This window comes from Streptomyces sp. 35G-GA-8, assembly GCF_023534745.1.
In the GTDB taxonomy this organism is placed as follows: Bacteria; Actinomycetota; Actinomycetes; order Streptomycetales; family Streptomycetaceae; genus Streptomyces.
Map to the genome: position 1 here is coordinate 1 of NZ_JAMHJQ010000004.1, position 17489 is coordinate 17489.

General features: G+C 70.4%; 13 protein-coding genes. 6 read left to right on the forward strand and 7 right to left on the reverse strand.

Features of this window, described 5'->3' with window-relative positions:
• Positions 1 to 157 precede the first annotated feature (157 nt).
• Both M1203_RS09295 and M1203_RS09300 read left to right on the forward strand, forming a co-directional pair.
• Positions 158 to 577, forward strand: coding sequence for a CBS domain-containing protein (locus M1203_RS09295; protein WP_249949092.1), 420 nt, complete (start codon positions 158 to 160; stop codon positions 575 to 577).
• 144 nt (positions 578 to 721) lie between these two features.
• The gene (locus M1203_RS09300) at positions 722 to 2479 is read left to right on the forward strand and encodes an NAD+ synthase (protein WP_249949093.1); all 1758 of its coding nucleotides are present in this window, start codon (positions 722 to 724) and stop codon (positions 2477 to 2479) included.
• Positions 2480 to 2552: 73 nt separating this feature from the next.
• Here the strand turns inward: M1203_RS09300 and M1203_RS09305 are convergent, their stop codons facing one another.
• The 4 genes from M1203_RS09305 to M1203_RS09320 all read right to left on the reverse strand — a co-directional run bounded on the left by M1203_RS09305 (position 2553) and on the right by M1203_RS09320 (position 7667).
• Entirely contained in the window at positions 2553 to 3779 is a 1227-nt protein-coding gene (locus M1203_RS09305) for an MFS transporter (RefSeq protein ID WP_249949094.1), read from the reverse strand.
• Between the two features lie 203 nt (positions 3780 to 3982).
• The gene (locus M1203_RS09310; protein WP_249949095.1) at positions 3983 to 5011 is read right to left on the reverse strand and encodes an endonuclease/exonuclease/phosphatase family protein; all 1029 of its coding nucleotides are present in this window, start codon (positions 5009 to 5011) and stop codon (positions 3983 to 3985) included.
• A gap of 227 nt (positions 5012 to 5238) precedes the next feature.
• On the reverse strand, positions 5239 to 5916 hold the full coding sequence (locus M1203_RS09315) for a TetR/AcrR family transcriptional regulator (RefSeq protein WP_249949096.1): 678 nt from the start codon (positions 5914 to 5916) through the stop codon (positions 5239 to 5241).
• Between the two features lie 128 nt (positions 5917 to 6044).
• On the reverse strand, positions 6045 to 7667 hold the full coding sequence (locus tag M1203_RS09320; protein ID WP_249949097.1) for an MFS transporter: 1623 nt from the start codon (positions 7665 to 7667) through the stop codon (positions 6045 to 6047).
• Between the two features lie 157 nt (positions 7668 to 7824).
• Between M1203_RS09320 and panB the strand changes: the two genes are divergently transcribed.
• The 3 genes from panB to M1203_RS09335 all read left to right on the forward strand — a co-directional run bounded on the left by panB (position 7825) and on the right by M1203_RS09335 (position 10865).
• Positions 7825 to 8715: a 3-methyl-2-oxobutanoate hydroxymethyltransferase gene (panB, locus tag M1203_RS09325; protein WP_249949098.1), complete on the forward strand. Its 891-nt coding sequence runs from the start codon at positions 7825 to 7827 to the stop codon at positions 8713 to 8715.
• Between the two features lie 264 nt (positions 8716 to 8979).
• Positions 8980 to 10008, forward strand: a complete 1029-nt coding sequence (locus M1203_RS09330) for an ATP-binding cassette domain-containing protein (protein WP_249949099.1) — start codon at positions 8980 to 8982, stop codon at positions 10006 to 10008.
• Entirely contained in the window at positions 10005 to 10865 is an 861-nt protein-coding gene (locus M1203_RS09335; RefSeq protein WP_249949100.1) for an ABC transporter permease, read from the forward strand. The genes M1203_RS09330 and M1203_RS09335 overlap by 4 nt, the downstream gene beginning before the upstream one ends.
• 125 nt (positions 10866 to 10990) lie before the next feature.
• On the opposite strand, the gene M1203_RS09340 is transcribed toward M1203_RS09335, so the two are convergent.
• Complete coding sequence (locus tag M1203_RS09340) at positions 10991 to 14464, reverse strand: BTAD domain-containing putative transcriptional regulator (RefSeq protein WP_249949600.1); 3474 nt, start codon at positions 14462 to 14464, stop codon at positions 10991 to 10993.
• A gap of 356 nt (positions 14465 to 14820) precedes the next feature.
• Between M1203_RS09340 and M1203_RS09345 the strand changes: the two genes are divergently transcribed.
• Positions 14821 to 15630, forward strand: a complete 810-nt coding sequence (locus M1203_RS09345; RefSeq protein ID WP_249949101.1) for a site-2 protease family protein — start codon at positions 14821 to 14823, stop codon at positions 15628 to 15630.
• A gap of 21 nt (positions 15631 to 15651) precedes the next feature.
• Here the strand turns inward: M1203_RS09345 and M1203_RS09350 are convergent, their stop codons facing one another.
• Positions 15652 to 16731 carry a Dyp-type peroxidase gene (locus M1203_RS09350; protein ID WP_249949102.1) on the reverse strand — a complete coding sequence of 360 codons (1080 nt, stop codon included), beginning with the start codon at positions 16729 to 16731 and terminating at the stop codon, positions 15652 to 15654.
• A gap of 501 nt (positions 16732 to 17232) precedes the next feature.
• Positions 17233 to 17376, reverse strand: coding sequence for a hypothetical protein (locus M1203_RS09355; RefSeq protein ID WP_249949103.1), 144 nt, complete (start codon positions 17374 to 17376; stop codon positions 17233 to 17235).
• Positions 17377 to 17489 lie beyond the last annotated feature (113 nt).

Here is a 17489-nt window from a genome sequence, read left to right on the forward strand (position 1 = left end):
GACCCGCCGGCCCCGCGGTCTCGGCCGTCCCCCGTCCCGGGCGCGGCCCGCCACACCCCTCCGTCCCTGTTCGGGCGCTTGCGGTCGCGTCACCCGAACGGGTCCACGATGATGGATCTGGCTCGGGGTGGACGGCACTCAGGAGGCAGGGACGACCATGACCACCGCCAAAGACATCATGCACCCCGGGGCCCAGTGGATCCCGGCCCACGAGACCCTGGACCGCGCCGCCCAGCTGATGCGTGAGCTGGATGTGGGCGCGCTCCCCATCGCCGACGCGGAGGAGCGGCTGACCGGCATTCTCACGGACCGCGACATCGTCGTCGGATGTGTGGCGATGGGCCATGACCCGGCGGGGACGACGGCCGGTGAGATGGCGCACGGCACCCCTCGCTGGATCGACGCGAACGCGGACGTGGACACGGTGCTGTTCGAGATGCAGAGCCACCAGATACGCCGGCTGCCGGTGATCGAGGACAAGCGTCTGGTCGGGATGATCAGCGAGGCCGATCTGGCCCAGCACCTCACCGACGGGCAGCTCGCCTCCTGGATGGAACAGGTCTACGCGCACGGCTGAGCCCCGGCTCGCGTCACACACGTACCGCGCGTATCGCCCGTCTCGCGCGTATCGCCCATGGCCAGTGGGCCGTGGCGACCGAGTGGGGCGCCCCACACGCGCACCCCAGGACATCGTGTCAGTCAGACGATTAGACTGGGTCCCGTGCCCCAACTACGTCTCGCTCTGAATCAGATCGACTCGACCGTCGGCGATCTCGCCGCGAACGCCGAGGCGATCGTGCACTGGACCCGGCACGCCGCCGAACAGGGAGCGCATGTCGTCGCGTTCCCCGAGATGGTGCTGACCGGCTACCCCGTCGAGGACCTCGCCCTGCGGCCGTCCTTCGTCGAGGCGTCCCGGACCGCCGTGCGCGCGCTCGCGGGGCGCCTCGCCGAGGAGGGCTTCGGCGAGCTGCCCGTCGTCGTCGGCTATCTGGACCGCTCCGAGTCGGCCCAGCCGCGCTACGGCCAGCCCGCGGGCGCCCCGCGCAACGCCGCCGCCGTGCTGCACCGCGGCGCGGTCGTCCTCAACTTCGCCAAGCACCATCTGCCCAACTACGGCGTCTTCGACGAGTTCCGGTACTTCGTGCCGGGCGACACCATGCCCGTCATCCGGGTCCATGGCGTCGACATCGCGCTCGCGATCTGCGAGGACCTCTGGCAGGACGGCGGCCGGGTCCCGGCGGCCCGGTCCGCGGAGGCGGGGCTGCTGCTCTCGATCAACGCCTCGCCGTACGAGCGCGAGAAGGACGACACCCGCCTCGACCTGGTGCGCAAGCGCGCCCAGGAGGCCGGCTGCACCACCGCGTATCTCGCGATGATCGGCGGCCAGGACGAGCTGGTCTTCGACGGTGACTCGATCGTCGTGGACAAGGACGGCGAAGTCGTGGCGCGCGCACCGCAGTTCGCCGAGGGCTGTGTGGTCCTGGACCTCGAACTGCCGGCCGCCTCGCCCGAGGCCCCGGACGGGGTGGTGGACGACGGGCTGCGGATCGACCGGGTCATCCTCTCCGAGGACCCGCTGCCGGCCTACGAGCCCGAGCTGACGGGTGGCTACGCCGAGCGCCTGGACGACGCCGAGGAGGTCTACTCGGCGCTGGTGGTGGGCCTGCGCGCGTATGCCGCGAAGAACGGCTTCCGGTCCGTGCTGATCGGTCTCTCCGGCGGAATCGACTCCGCGCTCGTCGCCGCGATCGCCTGTGACGCGGTCGGCGCGCAGAACGTGTACGGCGTCTCCATGCCGTCGAAGTACTCGTCCGGCCATTCCAGGGACGACGCGGCCGAGCTGGCCCGCCGTACCGGGCTCAACTTCCGTACGCACCCGATCGAGCCGATGTTCGACGCGTACATGGGCGCCCTCGGGTTGACCGGGCTCGCCGAGGAGAACCTTCAGTCGCGGCTGCGCGGCACGATGCTGATGGCGCTCTCCAACCAGGAGGGGCACATCGTGCTCGCGCCGGGCAACAAGTCCGAGCTCGCCGTGGGCTATTCGACGCTCTACGGCGACTCCGTCGGCGCGTACGGCCCGATCAAGGACGTCTACAAGACCTCCGTCTTCCGGCTCGCGCGCTGGCGCAACGGCGTCGCCGAGGAGCGCGGCCAGACCCCGCCGATCCCGGAGACCTCGATCTCCAAGCCGCCGAGCGCCGAGCTGCGCCCGGGGCAGGTGGACACGGACTCGCTGCCCGACTACGACGTGCTGGACCGGATCCTGGAGCTGTACGTCGACCGCGACCAGGGCAGGGACGCGATCGTCGCGGCCGGTTTCGACGCCGAACTGGTCGCCAGGACGCTGCGGATGGTGGACACGGCGGAGTACAAGCGGCGCCAGTACCCGCCGGGCACCAAGATCTCGGCGAAGGGCTTCGGCAAGGACCGGCGGCTGCCGATCACGAACCGCTGGCGCGAACACACGTCGTAGCGAGCACACGTCGTAGCGGACGCGTGGGGGCGCGGGAGGCGTGGGAGCCCTGGGAGGCGTGGGAGCCCTGGGCTCAGCTCACCCGTTCCGTCGTCGCCTCGGCCTTCGTCACGGCGGAGGCGACGACCCGCGATGCCTCCGGCACCCGGTCGGCCCGCTCCCCCCGGTCCAGCAGCCCGGCCGTCACCGCGATCGCCAGCCCGACGAGGGCGAGGACCGCGCCGACCAGGCTCGGGGACAGCCAGCCCCAGCCCGCCGCGATCGCCGCACCGCCGAGCCAGGCGCCGCCCGCGTTGGCCAGGTTGAAGGCCGAGTGGTTCGAGGCGGAGGCGATCGTGGGCGCGTGCCTGGCCTTCCGCATGACCAGCATCTGGAGCGGAGTGGTCGTCATGAACCCGACCGCGCCGAGCACCACGACCGTCACCAGCGCCGCCCACTGGATGTGCGCAGTGAAGCGGAAGGCGAGCAGGACGACGGCGAGCGCGGCCAGCGAGGCGTACAGCGTGGGCCGCAGCGCCCGGTCCGTCAGCGGCCCGGCCACCAGCGCGCCCAGCGTCATGCCGATGCCGAAAAGCGCGAGGACCAGCGTGACGGAGGATTCGCCGAAGCCCATCACCTCGGTCGTGATCGAGGCCAGATACGAGTAGACGGCGAAGACCCCGGCGAAGCCGAAGACCGCGGTCGCGAGGCCGAGCAGCACCTGACGGTCGCCGAGGGCGCGTATCTCACGGCCCACGCTCTGGTGCGCCTCCAGTGGTATGTAGGGGACGAGCCGGGCCAGCGCGGCGAGCGCGATCAGGCCGATCACGGTCACCACCAGGAAGGTGGCGCGCCAGCCAAGGCCCTGGCCGAGCAGGGTGGCCGCGGGGACACCGACGATATTGGCGACGGTCAGTCCCAGGAACATGGTCGCGACGGCCCGCGCCTGCCGGCCCTCGCGCACCAGCCGGGCGGCGACGACCGCGCCCACGCCGAAGAACGCGCCGTGCGGCAGCCCGGCGAGGAACCGGCCCGCCAGCAGCCAGCCGAAGCCGGGGGCGAGCGCCGAGCCGAGGTTGCCGAGGACGAAGAGCGCCATGAGCAGGAGCAGCATCCGCTTGCGCGGGATACGGGAGCCGAGGGCGGTGAGCAGGGGGGCGCCGACGACGACACCGATCGCGTAGGCCGAGACCAGATATCCGGCGGTCGGCACGGACGTACCCAGATCGTCCGCGACATTGGGCAGCAGGCCCATCATCACGAACTCTGTCGTCCCGATGCCGAAAGCACTGACGGCCAGGGCGAACAGGGCGAGGGGCATCAAAAGACCTTCCGTGGTGAGCTTCAAGGGGTGAGCCTCAGGGGATGAGCCTCAGGGGTTAAGTACCCCCACGGAACAAAGTCTCTCAGGGTTTTTGTTCCGGCGGATGAACTCCGGATTGCGCCCAGTGCTCCAGCGGGCGAGGTCCGGCCCGCGCGGATCGGCCGCCCCGGGTTCGGTGGGCGCCGGACTCGCCCGCCGGCTCAGCCCAGTTCCACCCGTGCCGCGATCGGCAGATGGTCGCTGTCCGTCTCGGGAAGGGTCCAGGACGAGGTCGGTTCGACGCCCCTCACCAAGATCTGGTCGATCCGGGCCAGCGGGAACGACGTCGGCCAGCTGAAGCCGTACCCGTGCCCGGCCGCGCCCTGCGTCGAGCGCATCTGGGCGGTCACGGCGTTGAGCGAGCGGTCGTTCATGGTGCCGTTCAGATCGCCGAGCAGGATCACCCGGCTCAGCGACTCGTCGGCGATGGCCTCGCCCAGCGCGTCGGCGCTCTTGTCACGCTGGTTGGCGGTGAAGCCCGCGTTCATCTTGACGCGTACAGAGGGGAGATGGGCCACGAAGACGGCGACCGGGCCCTCCGGTGTGTTGACGGTGGCGCGCATGGCACGGACCCAGCCGAGCCTGATGTCGACGGGCTTGATCCCGCTCATCGGGTACTTGCTCCACAGTCCCACCGTGCCCTGCACCGAGTGGTACTTGTACGTCTCGGCCAGCGCGTCGGCATAGGTCGGTACGGCACTGGCCTTCAGCTCCTCCAGCGCCAGGACATCGGCCCCGGACCGCGCCAGCTCGCGCGCGGTGCCCTGCGGGTCCGGGTTGTCCGCGTTCACGTTGTGGGTGGCGACCATGAGGTCACCGCCGCTGCCGGACTTGTCGGTGAGGAGTCCGCCGAAGAGATTGACCCAGACCACGGCGGGCAGCAGTACGGCGATCAGCGCGGTGGCGGAGCGCCGTACCAGCGCCAGGACGAGGATCAGCGGAACGAACACACCGAACCAGGGCAGGAATGTCTCGGTGAGACTCCCCAAGTTGCCGATCTTGTTGGGGATCTGCGCGTGAAAGATCATCAACAGCGCGACGATCACGGCGAGCACCGCCAGCACGATGCCTCGCCGCCAGATGCCCGGATCGTTTCGCCATCGGTCGAGCAGGGCTCCGGCGCGCGAGCCGGTGCGGGGGTCCTCCTCCTCGCCGTCCGTCACCGAATGCGCCGTGTACTCCTGCGTCATATGCGCTGCCCTCACTGCCTTGCTGTGCACGCTCGCCCCCGACCCTAGGCGATGTACGGGCACTTTCTCCGCCGTCCGGGGACAGCCGTTCCCCGACGGAGACGAAGAGGGAGGGTTTGGGGGTTCCGATCAAGGACGAAAGAGGGGCGGGTGTGACAGATCCCGCACCGCCGTTACGTCCGTTTCGCGTCGCGCGCCGGTCCGGTACGGGGACACCCGCGCACGCGTCACGTGCGCGGGTGCAGCCCCTGGAGCACGGCGCTGATGATCTGGTCGGCAAGGTCCTCCTCCAGCGGCGCGCCCTGCCGGTACAGGGTGCGCATGAGCATGGGGCCGATCAGCAGCTCGTTCATCAGCTCCACGCTCAGGTCGTCCCGCAGCTCACCGGCGGCGACCCCGCGCCGGATCAGCTCCGTCGTCATCGCGCGCCGGGGGTCGATGACCGTCCGGTGGTACTCCGCCCAGAGCCTGGGCTGGCCCTTCATCTCGACGACGACGTTGTGCAGCAGGGTCGAGGAGCGCTGGGCGAGACCGCGCTGACGCATCGCCTCCAGCATGATCCGGAGATCGTCGAGCGCCGAGGTCCCCGGCAGTTCGGGCTCGGGCGGCTCGATCTCCCGCAGGACGTCGAGGAAGAGTTCCTCCTTGCCCTGCCAGCGCCGGTAGATGGTCGCCTTGCCGACGCCCGCCGTACGGGCGATGCGTTCGACGGAGAGCGCGCCGAGCGGCACACCGTCCTCCAGCAGGGTCACGACGGCTTCCAGGATCGCCCGCTCGACCGCCTCACTGCGTGGCCTGCCGCGCCGGTGTTCCTTCTCGTGACCCTGCTCCCGCACCTGTCTCCGCCTCTCGCCGCCCCGGGGCCCGGCCGCCGTGCACGTCGCGCCGCGCTCCCACCGCGCCAATTCTCGTATACGGCGGACCGCCGCACGCCGTCCTCGCGCACACGTACACGGCGTGCACATGCCCGCGGCGTGCACACGTACACGGCGTGCACACGTACGCGGCGGATACGGCGCTTACGGCGTCGCTGTCAGCCGCGGACGGCGCTCACGGGTTCGGGTGCCTCCTCGCTCCCCGCGAGCTTGCGCGGCTCCGGCCTGCCCGGCAGGAAGAGCGCGACCACCGCGGCGCCGATCAGCGCGACCGCCGCCGAACCGAGCGCCGTGACATGCATGGCGTCGAGGAACGCGTCGTAGGCGGAGCTGATCAGCGGCCGGCCCGCCGGACCCATCTTCTCCGCGACGCCGATCGTCGCCTCGATCGACTCCCCCGCCGCGTCCCGCGCACCGGCCGGCACCGCGCCGAGGTGTCCCTCGATCCCGCCCCGGTAGGTGGCGGAGAGCACCGAGCCGAGTACGGCGATCCCGAGGGCGCCGCCGACCTGGCGGAAGGTGTTGTTGATGGCCGAGCCCGAACCGGCCTTCTCCCGGGGCAGCGCCTGCATGACCGCGACGGTGACCGGCGGCATGATGTGCGCCATGCCGGTGCCCTGGACGAAGAAGACGAGGCACAGCACCCAGACCGGGGTGTCCGCGTCGAAGACGGCGAACGCGGCGAGTCCGGCGGCGACCAGCAGCATGCCGACCGTACAGACCGCGCGGGCGCCGAACCGGTCCACCACCAGCCGGGCCCGCGGCGCGAAGATCATCTGGGCTGCGGCGAGCGGCAGGATCAGCAGCCCGGACTGGAGCGCGCTGTAGCCGCGCACGCTCTGGAGGTAGAAGGCCGAGAAGAAGGTCACACCCATCAGCGCGAAGAAGACCAGCGCTATGGCGGCGACGGCCGCCGCGAAGGCCGGCTTCCTGAAGTACGAGATGTCGATGGCCGGGTGGCTGCTGCGCTTCTCGTGCCAGACGAAGAGGGCGAGCACGGCCACACCGCCGATGAGGGGGGCGAGCACGCTCGCGCCGGTGAAGTCGGCCAGCTCGCCGCCGCGGATGATGCCGTACACCAGCAGGACGAGTCCGACGATGGAGAGCACGACGCCCACCGGGTCGAGCCGGCCGGGCCTGGGGTCCTTGGAGTCCGGGACCAGCAGCACCATCGCGATCAGCGCGACCACGGCCACCGGGACGTTCACGAGGAAGATGGAGCCCCACCAGAAGTGTTCGAGCAGCAGACCGCCGGTGATCGGACCGATGGCGATGCCGAGGCCCACACTGCCCGCCCAGATACCGATGGCCTTGGGCTGCTCCTCGCGCTCGAAGACATTCATCAGGATGGCGAGGGTGGCGGGCATCACAAAGGCGGCGCCGAAGCCCATCAGGGCGCGGTAGCCGATGAGTTCGGCGGGCGATCCGGACAGGGCGGCGAGCGCCGAGCCGAGGCCGAAGACGGCTGTGCCGAAGAGGAGCACCTTCTTGCGGCCGACGCGGTCACCGAGCAGCCCTGAGGTGAAGAGCAGTCCGGCGAAGACGAGCGTGTAGGAGTTGATCGCCCACTCCAGCTCGCTCTGGGTGGCGCCGATACCGGTGGGCTCGGGGGCGGCGATCGTCTTGACCGCCACGTTCAGGATCGAGTTGTCCAGCACGACGATGAGCAGGCTGAACATCAGGACACCGAGGATGGCCCAGCGACGGCGGTGGACCGCCTCCGGGACACGGGACTCGGGTATGCGGGGTGCGGCGGCGGCGCCGCCGGACGGTGTGGACATGGCGTACACCCTAGACCCGTTTCGATACGAGACCGTCTCGTATTGGAAAGTCTTTACGAACAGCCCCTACTTCCCGCGACCGGTACCGGGATGCCACCATGGAACCGGTCCGGGGACACCGTCAGGGTGCCTCGAGATGACGAAAGGGCCTTTGGCCATGACTGTTCAGACCGAGGCTGCTCAGAAGCCGCCCGCAGGACGCCCGGCCGGCGCCGAAGCCGGTTCCAAGGCGCTGTACGGCGGCAAGAGTTCGCGGCGCGTCACCGTCCATGACATCGCCGCCGCCAAGGAGCGCGGCGAGAAGTGGCCCATGCTCACCGCCTATGACGCGATGACGGCCTCCGTGTTCGACGAGGCCGGCATTCCGGTCATGCTCGTCGGCGACTCGATGGGGAACTGCCATCTCGGGTACGAGACGACCGTGCCCGTCACGCTGGACGAGATGACGATGCTCGCCGCGGCCGTCGTACGGGGCACGAAGCGCGCCCTGATCGTCGGCGACCTGCCGTTCGGCTCGTACCAGGAAGGGCCGGCCCAGGCCCTGCGCAGCGCCACGCGGCTGGTGAAGGACGCGGGCGTGGGCGCGATCAAGCTGGAGGGCGGCGAACGTTCGCACGACCAGATCGAGCTGCTGGTGCGGGCCGGTATCCCGGTGATGGGACATATCGGACTGACGCCCCAGTCCGTCAACACCCTCGGCTACCGGGTGCAGGGCCGCGGCGAGGAAGCCGCGCAGCAGCTGCTCCGCGACGCCAAGGCGGTACAGGACGCGGGGGCGTTCGCGGTCGTGCTCGAACTGGTCCCCGCCGAGCTGGCCGCCGAGGTCACCCGCATCCTGCACATTCCTACCGTCGGGATCGGCGCGGGGCCGGAGACGGACGCGCAGGTGCTCGTCTACACGGACATGGTCGGGCTGACCGGAGGGAAGGTGCCGCGCTTCACGAAGCAGTACGCGAATCTCCGCCAAACCCTCGGGGACGCGGCGAGGGAGTTTGCGGACGAGGTCATTGGAGGAACGTTCCCTCAGGAGGAGCACACCTTCCACTAGACGCGCACACGTTTGGACGAGCACACGTTTCACTGGGCGGATCCGCCCCCGCGAGGCGGTCCCCCGCCCCCGTGAGGTAGCCCCTCCGCCCCAGAAGCCACTGCCCGCACGGACGACAGCCCGCCGATCTTCCCCCGTCGGCGGGCTGTCGGCTTCTCCGAAGGGCGGTACGGCGGTCGCCCGACAGCGTCCCGACGACCGCCCGACAGCGGCTTGTCGGCAGCTTGTCGGTGGATTGTCGGTGGCAGCTGGTCCACTGGTGTCATGACGCGAATCGACAAACACCCCAACGGCAGCCGCACGGGCAACGCCGTCGAGGTACGGGGGCTGGTCAAGCACTACGGCGGACCACAGGGCACCCGGGCACTCGACGGAGTGGACCTCGATGTACGCGAGGGCACCGTCCTCGGTGTGCTCGGGCCCAACGGCGCCGGCAAGACAACGCTCGTCCGTATTCTCTCCACGCTCGTCCAGCCGGACGCCGGGACCGCGATGGTCGCCGGATACGACGTCCTGCGCCAGCCGCGCCAGCTGCGCCGCACCATCGGTCTCACCGGCCAGTACGCCTCGGTCGACGAGAAGCTCTCCGGCTGGGAGAACCTGTACATGATCGGCCGGCTGCTCGATCTGTCCCGCAAGGACGCCCGCCGCCGCGCCGACGATCTGCTGGAGCGCTTCTCCCTCACCGAGGCGGCGAAGAAGCCCACGATGCAGTACTCCGGCGGGATGCGGCGCCGGCTCGACCTGGCGGCGTCGATGATCGGCCGGCCCGCGGTGCTGTATCTGGACGAGCCGACCACCGGCCTCGACCCCCGTACCCGCAACGAGGTCTGGGACGAGGTGCAGCGGATGGTCGCGGAGGGGGCCACCGTCCTGCTCACCACGCAGTACATGGAAGAGGCCGAGCAGCTGGCCAGCGAGCTGACGGTGTTCGACCGCGGCCGGGTCATCGCCAACGGCAAGGTGGACGAACTGAAGGCGAAGGTCGGCGGCCGTACGCTCCAGATCCGGCCCGCGGACCCGGCCCAGCTCCCCGCGATGGCGCGGGCGATCGCCGAGACCGGGCTCGACGGCCTGGCCGGCACCCAGGCCGTCCCGGACGAGGGCCTGCTGTACGTACCGATCCTGAGCGATGAGCAGCTGACCGCGGTCGTCGGTCTGCTGGGCGAGCGCGGCTTCGGGATCGCCCATATCGGCACCCATCTCCCGAGCCTGGACGAAGTGTTCCTGGCCATCACCGGCCAGAAGACGGCCTCCGTGTCCGACACCACACCCGAGGAGGTCGCGGCATGAGCACGACCACACTGCCCACGTCCGCACCCGAGAAGGCACCCGCGCCGAGGCCCGTCACCGTCGCCACCGCCGAGGGCCGGATCGGACTGCGCAACAATCTGCGGCACATCGGCGCGCTGGTGCGCCGCAACGCCCTCCAGATCAAGCAGGACCCCGAGTCGATGTTCGACGTCCTGCTGATGCCGATCATCTTCACGCTGCTGTTCGTCTATGTCTTCGGCGGCTCCGTGGGCGCGAGCCTCGGTGGCAGCCGCGACCAGTATGTGAACTATGTGATTCCCGGTCTGATGGCGATGATGGGCATGAACATCGCGATGGCCGTCGGCACGGGTGTGAACGACGACTTCCGCAAGGGGGTCATGGACCGGTTCCGTACGATGCCGATAGCCCGGTCGTCCGTGCTGATCGCCAAGATCGTCGTCGAGATCGGCCGGATGCTGGTCGCCACCGCCGTCCTGCTCGGCATGGGTTTCCTGCTCGGCATGGAGATCAGGACGTCGGTGCTCGAACTGCTCGGCGCCGTCGGTCTGTCCCTGGTGTTCGGTGCCTCGCTGATGTGGATCTTCATCCTGCTGGGGCTCACCATGAAGACGGCGCAGGCCGTCCAGGGGGTGGCGATGCTCGTCCTGATGCCGTTGCAGTTCGGCTCGTCGATCTTCGCCCCGCCGTCCACGATGCCCGGCTGGCTCCAGGCGTTCACCGACTACAACCCGCTGTCCAATCTCGCGGACGCGGCACGGAATCTGATAAACGGCGGGCCTGTCGCGCACTCGATGTGGATGACGCTGGGGTGGGCGGCGGCGATCACGGTGGTGACGGCGCCGCTCGCGGTGGCCAAGTTCCGCAAGAAGTCCTGACGTTCGGGAGCCGGGTGCCGGAGCCGGGAGCAGGAGCCGGGGCCGGAGCCGGAGCCGGGTCCGGGATCGGGCGGGTCCGGTGTCCGGCGGGGTCCGGGATCCGGCGGGTCCGGGATCCGGCGGGTTCAGCCACGGGCGAGGGCGGTGGCCTCCTCCAGTGTGAGGCCGCTGCCCTCGGCGCGGGCCTCCTCGAACGCGGCCTCGCCGAGCAGACCCACCACCGTCTCGCGCGCGCCCTTCGCGATGTACCGCTCCGAGAACGCGGGGTGGCGCCCGACGGGCGACAGCGCCTCGTACGCGCCGATCAGCCGGGCCGCGTCCCGTCCGCGCTCCCGGTCGCCCGTTTCGGTGGCCAGACCGCCCAGCGCCCAGGCCACGGTCACCAGATGGACCGCGGCCATCTCGGGGGCGACCATCAGCGAAAGCGGTGTCAGCGCCGCCTCCACCGCCGTGCGGGCCGCCCCCAGCGCCGTGGCGTAGTGGCCGTCCGCGCAGTCCAGCCAGGCGAAGACCCCCTGGACGAACCCCTCGAAGATGGCCAGCGTCTCGGAGCGGAACACATCGAGCAGACGGTTGAGTTCTTCCCGCGCCTCGTCCCCGCGTCCGGTACCGCCCAGCCAGAGCGCGAGAAAGAGCCGGGCCGCGGGCTGCGCTTCGTGCCAGGTGTCACGCCCCTCGGCCAGCACCTCGCGGAGGATGCGCTCGCCCTCCTCGCCCTCGCCGGTCTCGAACATGGTCGCCGCCAGCCGGGAACGCAACAGCGCGGCCTGACTCTGCGCGCCCAGCCCTTCGGCGTGGGCCATGGCGGCCCGGTAGTCGTCGGCGGCGAGGCGGTACTCCCCGGCCTTCTCCCTGGCCTCCCCTCGCGCGGACAGCGCCTCGGCGGCGCCCCAGGTGTCGCCGAGCCGCTGAAAGATCTCCAGGCTGCGGTCGGCGTCCCGGCTCGCGGCCTCGGTCCCGTCGGTGCGGTTCGAGAAGAGATTGGCCCGTACATGCAGTGCGCCGGCCAGCTCCCACTCGTAACCGAGCCTCTCGCAGGCCCGTACGGTCTCGTCCACGACCCGTCTCAGCCCGTTCGGATCCCCGGTGAGCATGTACGCGAAGACCCACAGCGTGCCGGGGAACCGGCAGGTCTGCGGAAGCCCCGGGCTGTACGCGCCGGCGACCTCACGCAGCCACGCGAGCCGTTCGGGTGTGGTCCAGTTCTCCGCGTCGTGATTCATGCTGGCGATCCCGATCAGCCGCACCTGGCGCCGGGCCTCGTGGAGCAGTTCGGGTGTCATGGGCGGCGGCGTGTCCGTGCACCGCTGCGAGAGGGGCGGAGCCGGCTCCACGGGCGGGGCGAACGGGTCGGGTCCGAGAGCCGCGGCGGCCCCCGCCCAATGCCGGGCGTCGGCGCGCAGATCGAGCATCTGCCAGAACCAGCCCAGAGAGAGCACGAGACAAAGCGCCTCCTGCTCGTCGCGGGCGGCGACGGCGCGGCGCAGCGCGGTGCGCAGATTCTCGTACTCCAGCTGGAAGCGGGCGATCGCGGCGTGCTGGCCGGGGCCGCGCAGGAGTGGGTCGGTGGTACGGGCCAGCTCCCGGTGGTGCACGAGATGGCGCCGCTCGGCGGCGGCCCGGTCACCGGCCTGGTCGAGCCGCTCGGCGGCGTACTCCGCGACGGTTTCCAGCAGCCGGTAGCGCATGTCGCCGTCCGGCGCGGGCGCGGCGACGACGAGGGACTTGTCGATGAGCGAGCCGAGGAGCAGGGCGACGTCCGAGGACGCGACGGGGTGGGTGAAGGCCGGTTCGTGCGGGCCGTCCGTGTCGTCCATCCCGTCACGGCCGGCCGGGGTGTCCGAGCCGGTCGGCTCATCCGCGCAGACCGACTCGGCGGCCGTCAGTCCACAGCCGCCCGCGAAGACCGACAGCCGCCGCAGTACAGCGCGTTCGGACGCGTCCAGCAGGTCCCAGGACCAGTCGACGACGGCGCGCAGGGTCTGCTGGCGCGGCAGGACCGTCCGGCTCCCGCTGGTCAGCAGCCGAAAACGGTCATCGAGACGATCCGCGATCTGACGCGGCGTCAGCATCCGCAACCGCGCCGCCGCCAGCTCGATCGCCAACGGCAGACCGTCAAGACGACGACAGATCTCCGCCACCGCCTCCGGATCCCCCGCCGGATCGAACCCCGGCCGCACCGCACTCGCACGCTCACCGAACAACCGGTGCGCCGGATCCGGAGGCAACGGCTCCACCGGCCGCACCGACTCACCCGGCACCCCCAACGGCTCCCGGCTGGTCGCCAGAACGGTCAGCTCCGGGCAGCGGGCAAGCAACTCCTCGGCGAGGGCGGCGGCAGCGCCGATCACATGCTCGCAGTTGTCGAGAAGCAGCAGCATGCGCCGGCGCGCGCAGTGCTCGGCCAGCCGTACGATCGGCTCACCGGCGTGCCGATCGGCGGCCCGCAACTCCTCGGCCCCGGCGCCGCGCAGCACGGTCTCCCGCGCTCCGAGCGCGGACAGTACGGCCTCGGGCACGGTCTCCGGGTCGTTCACGGGCGCCAGTTCGGCGAGCCATACGCCGTCGGGCCACCGCTCGGCCATCCGCTCAGCGGCCTCCTGCGAGAGCCGGGTCTTCCCCGCTCCGCCGGGCCCGAGCAGGGTGACGAGCCTGGCGCGGCCCAGATCGTCGCGGATGGCTTCGATATCGCCCTCGCGCCCGACGAAGCTGGTCAGCCGTGCGCGGAGATTGCCGGGGGGCGTGGTTGCGGAGGCCGTAGCGGCTGCGGGGGCCGCGGCGGTCGTGGCGGTCGTACGGGCGGAGTGTCCACCGCCCCCGGCCCACCCGCGCGTCCCGTGGAACCCGTCGGCGTCTTCGGCCCACCCCTCGGACCCGTCGGCGCCCCGAAGCAACTCCTCGTGCAGGGCGCGCAGTTCGGGGCCGGGGTCGGTGCCCAGGCGGGCCGCCAGCGCGCGGCGCACCCTGTCGTACGCGGCCAGGGCCTCGGCCGGGCGTGCCGCGTCGCGCAGGGCTCGGATACGCAGTGCCTGAAGCGGCTCGTCGAGCGGGAACTCACCGCAGAGCGCGGCCAGTTCGGGCAGCGCCTCCTCGGCCCGGCCGAGGGCGAGCTCGGCCGTGAGCCGCGCCCTGCGCGCCTCCAGCCGACGGGTCTCCCAGCGGGCCGCCTCGGTCGTACGGTCGGGGAGGTCGGCCAGCGCGGGACCGCGCCAGAGCGCCAGCGCCTCGTCGAGCAGGCCGGCCGCCTTGGCCGCGTCTCCGTCCGCCAGCGCCCGCGCGCCCTCCCCTGCGAGCCGCCCGAAGCGGTGGAGATCCACATCCTCCTCGTCGGCGCACAGCAGGTAGCCGCCCTCCCCGGAGGAGACGGCCCCGGGGCCGAGCGCCCGTCGCAGCCGCCCGACCAGCGCCTGGAGCGCCCCCACCGCGTCGGCGGGCGGATCGCCGTCCCAGACCTCGGCGACGAGCAGGGCGACCGGAACCGTACGGCCGGGCCGCAGGGCGAGCACCGTCAGCAGCGCACGCAGCCGCGCACCGCCGAGGGCGACGGGGGTGCCGTCGTCATGCAGTGCCCGTGTGGTGCCGAGGAGCCGGTAGCGCATCAGCCCATTGTCCGTGACCGCCGTCGGGAAGGCCGTCTCGACCTGTTCCGTCGCGAGTCCGACCAGCACGCCGGTCGCGCCCCCACCGCGCGAGGGTCGTACCGTCTGCCGCCCCGGCAGCGGCCTCCCCGGAGCGGCCTCCCCGGAACCGGGATCCGTTGGCGAGACGTTATCGGCGTGCCGGACGTTTCCGTTCTGACGGCTGTACGGTCGGTCGACGCCGCCCGTAGTGCGGCGCCGCTCACGGCGGGGCGGTCCGACCGCCGGACCATGCCACGCCCGACACCCGACCCCCGACGCCCCACGTCCCCTGTCCACGCCACCGCCACCGCCACCGCCACCGAGGAGACCCACCCATGACCACCACCTCCTCCCGCCGGAGCGACCGGCGGATCTCCCCCGTCTTCCTGGGGATCGTCGCTGTCACGGCGGTCTCGGGCTGGGCCGTGTGGACCGACTTCGCGGCGAACATCCGGATCGCCGTATTCCTGTTCGTCACCGGCGCCTGGATCGTCTCGCTCTGTCTGCACGAGTACGCGCACGCCCGTACCGCGCTGCACAGCGGGGACATCTCGATCGGGGCGAAGGGCTATCTGACGCTCAACCCGCTCAAGTACACGCACGCGCTGCTGTCCATCGTGCTGCCGGTGGTCTTCGTGATCCTGGGCGGTATCGGTCTGCCGGGCGGCGCGGTCTTCATCGAGCGCCACCGGATCCAGGGCCGCTGGCGGCACAGCCTGATCTCCGCGGCCGGGCCGCTGACGAACGTACTGTTCGCCGTCGTCTGCACCGCGCCCTTCTGGCTGGACGCCCTGTCCGGCGTCCCGACGGGCTTCCGCTACGCCCTCGGCTTCCTCGCCCTGCTCCAGATCACCGCGGCGATCCTGAACTTCCTGCCGGTGCCGGGCCTCGACGGCTACGGAGTGGTCGAGCCGTGGCTCTCCTACACGTTCCGCCGCCAGGTGGAGCCGTTCGCCCCGTACGGACTGCTCGCGGTCTTCGTGCTGCTCTTCTTCATCCCCCAGGTGAACGCGGCCTTCTTCGATCTGATCCACACGATCCTGCGCGGGATGGGGGTCTCGGAGCTGGACAGCTACTGCGGACGCGATCTCTTCAGCTTCTGGACGACGCGGAACGAGTTCGTCTGCGGCCCGGTGGGTCAGTAGGGGCGGCGACGGACGCCCCGCCTACCGCTGACCGACCCTGTCGGTCCAGGCGTCGCCCGGGGGCGGGACAAAGTAGTACCCGCCTCCGGTGGTCAGCAGATACTTGGCCATGGCTTCGCCCTCCAGCCGCTTCTGCACGGCCTCGAACCCCTTGGCCAGATCGCGCTGGAAGCACGAGAAGACGAGCCCGCTGTCGCCGTCGCCCCGGTCGTAGCTGTAGCTGCGCCGTACGAGCGGCGGCGGATCACGGCGGTCGGGCGCGGCGAGCCGTACATGCGAGTCGAGCGGGGTGAGCCGGCCCTTGGGATCGGCCGCGAAGTTCGGCTCCTCGTCCGTGGGAGCCCCGTCGAGCCACCGTCCGTCACGACGGCGGCCGATGATCCGCTCCTGTTCGGGGACGGAGTCCTTGTCCCACAGCTCGGTCGCGAGCCGGATGACCCGTACGACCTGATAACTCCCGCCCACGGCCCAGTCCGGCTCGCCCTGCCCGGCCCGTACGAGGGCGCGATCCGCGGTCTCCCGCTCACCGGCCGGATTCCCGAACCCCTCGGTGAAGTGAAAGGGGTTACGGGCCAGCCCTCGGCCCCCCTCTTCACGGTTCCCGGCCCGGAACCCCTCGATCCGCCACCGCTCCCGCCAGCCAGGAACGGCGGGCAACAAACGATCGACCGCCGCCCGTACGTCGGCGACCCGGTCCCCCGCCACCTCGACGAGCACATCGCCGTGCGACCGCGCCGGATCCAGCAGATCGCCGGGGAAGGACGGCATGTCAACAAGCTGACGCGGACGGTCGGCAGCCACCCCGAAGACACTCGCCCCGAGCCCCACCCCCACGGCGAGACCGGCCCGTTCCACACCCCGCAAGCCGGAAACCAACTCCCGCAGGATCGCCCGGGACTCACCGTCACGAGCCCCACGATCGAGCGCGACCATCACCACCCGCCCCCCGGGCCGCACCCCCCGCAACTGCGCGAGCCCCAACACCCCCGGCCCCCCGCCCGGACTCCCGTCCCCGGCATCACCACTCCCGGCCCCGTCCCGCACGCCATAGACGACGGCGCCGCCCACCGCGAGCCCGGCCGCCGATGAAGCGAGCAGCAAGGATCTCCGTCTGACCACGCGCGTTCTCCCCCACACAGAACTCACCACACCGAATACCAGAACCCCGTTGTGTACGGGTTGTATACCATTGCCCTTTTCGGGTCTCTCCTTTCGTCCTTGTCGTCAACTACTGACATTGCGACGCGCACTACTATGCGGTCACAAAAGCCGCAGGACCTCCTTTACTCGCTTCTTGAAGTAAGAGTGAAGTAAGAGTGACAGGACGGAAATTCGACGACTTCACTGAGCCGCTTCGCCGAACTGGCTGGCGACACTTGAATTAGATCAATCGCCGCATCAACTCTGTCCTCCACCCGAGGCGCATCATTGACCATCCCGCGAAGTCGACGAATTGCAAAGTCGTGTCCCTTCCCTTCCGTCAATTATCGCTTGAACGAACTCCGTTGGCGGAAGGTAGCCATGATGCTCGACCGAGGCCACAGTTTTCGATCCGTTTCGGATGGCAAGTTTTTCGGTGGGGGCAGCTAAATATTACATACTTCAATCTCCGTCTAGACGTAGCTGCATTTCCTCTTTTTCCTGACATTCACGAGCCAGCCTGAGCGCGCCTTTAAGGAACTCCATTACTGCAGGATCCTCGGCCCGCAGTAATTCGACCTCGATTTCCGCGATGAACTGATCCATCTCACTCGAACTCAAGATCAGAGTCCCGTAGGGATCCACTCGACTCAGCATGGGGAGCGCGCTCGATTCACAAAGGCGAGCAAATTTGTCGTGAAGATCGAGAACAGCGTCCA

Coding starts and splice junctions, on each gene's coding strand:
- panB (WP_249949098.1), top strand. CDS start 7,825: ATGACTGTTCAGACCGAGGCTGCTCAGAAGCCGCCCGCAGGACGCCCG.
- M1203_RS09355 (WP_249949103.1), bottom strand. CDS start 17,376: ATGGATCAGTTCATCGCGGAAATCGAGGTCGAATTACTGCGGGCCGAG.
- M1203_RS09310 (WP_249949095.1), bottom strand. CDS start 5,011: ATGACGCAGGAGTACACGGCGCATTCGGTGACGGACGGCGAGGAGGAG.
- M1203_RS09345 (WP_249949101.1), top strand. CDS start 14,821: ATGACCACCACCTCCTCCCGCCGGAGCGACCGGCGGATCTCCCCCGTC.
- M1203_RS09330 (WP_249949099.1), top strand. CDS start 8,980: ATGACGCGAATCGACAAACACCCCAACGGCAGCCGCACGGGCAACGCC.
- M1203_RS09305 (WP_249949094.1), bottom strand. CDS start 3,779: ATGCCCCTCGCCCTGTTCGCCCTGGCCGTCAGTGCTTTCGGCATCGGG.
- M1203_RS09295 (WP_249949092.1), top strand. CDS start 158: ATGACCACCGCCAAAGACATCATGCACCCCGGGGCCCAGTGGATCCCG.
- M1203_RS09340 (WP_249949600.1), bottom strand. CDS start 14,464: ATGCGCTACCGGCTCCTCGGCACCACACGGGCACTGCATGACGACGGC.
- M1203_RS09320 (WP_249949097.1), bottom strand. CDS start 7,667: ATGTCCACACCGTCCGGCGGCGCCGCCGCCGCACCCCGCATACCCGAG.
- M1203_RS09335 (WP_249949100.1), top strand. CDS start 10,005: ATGAGCACGACCACACTGCCCACGTCCGCACCCGAGAAGGCACCCGCG.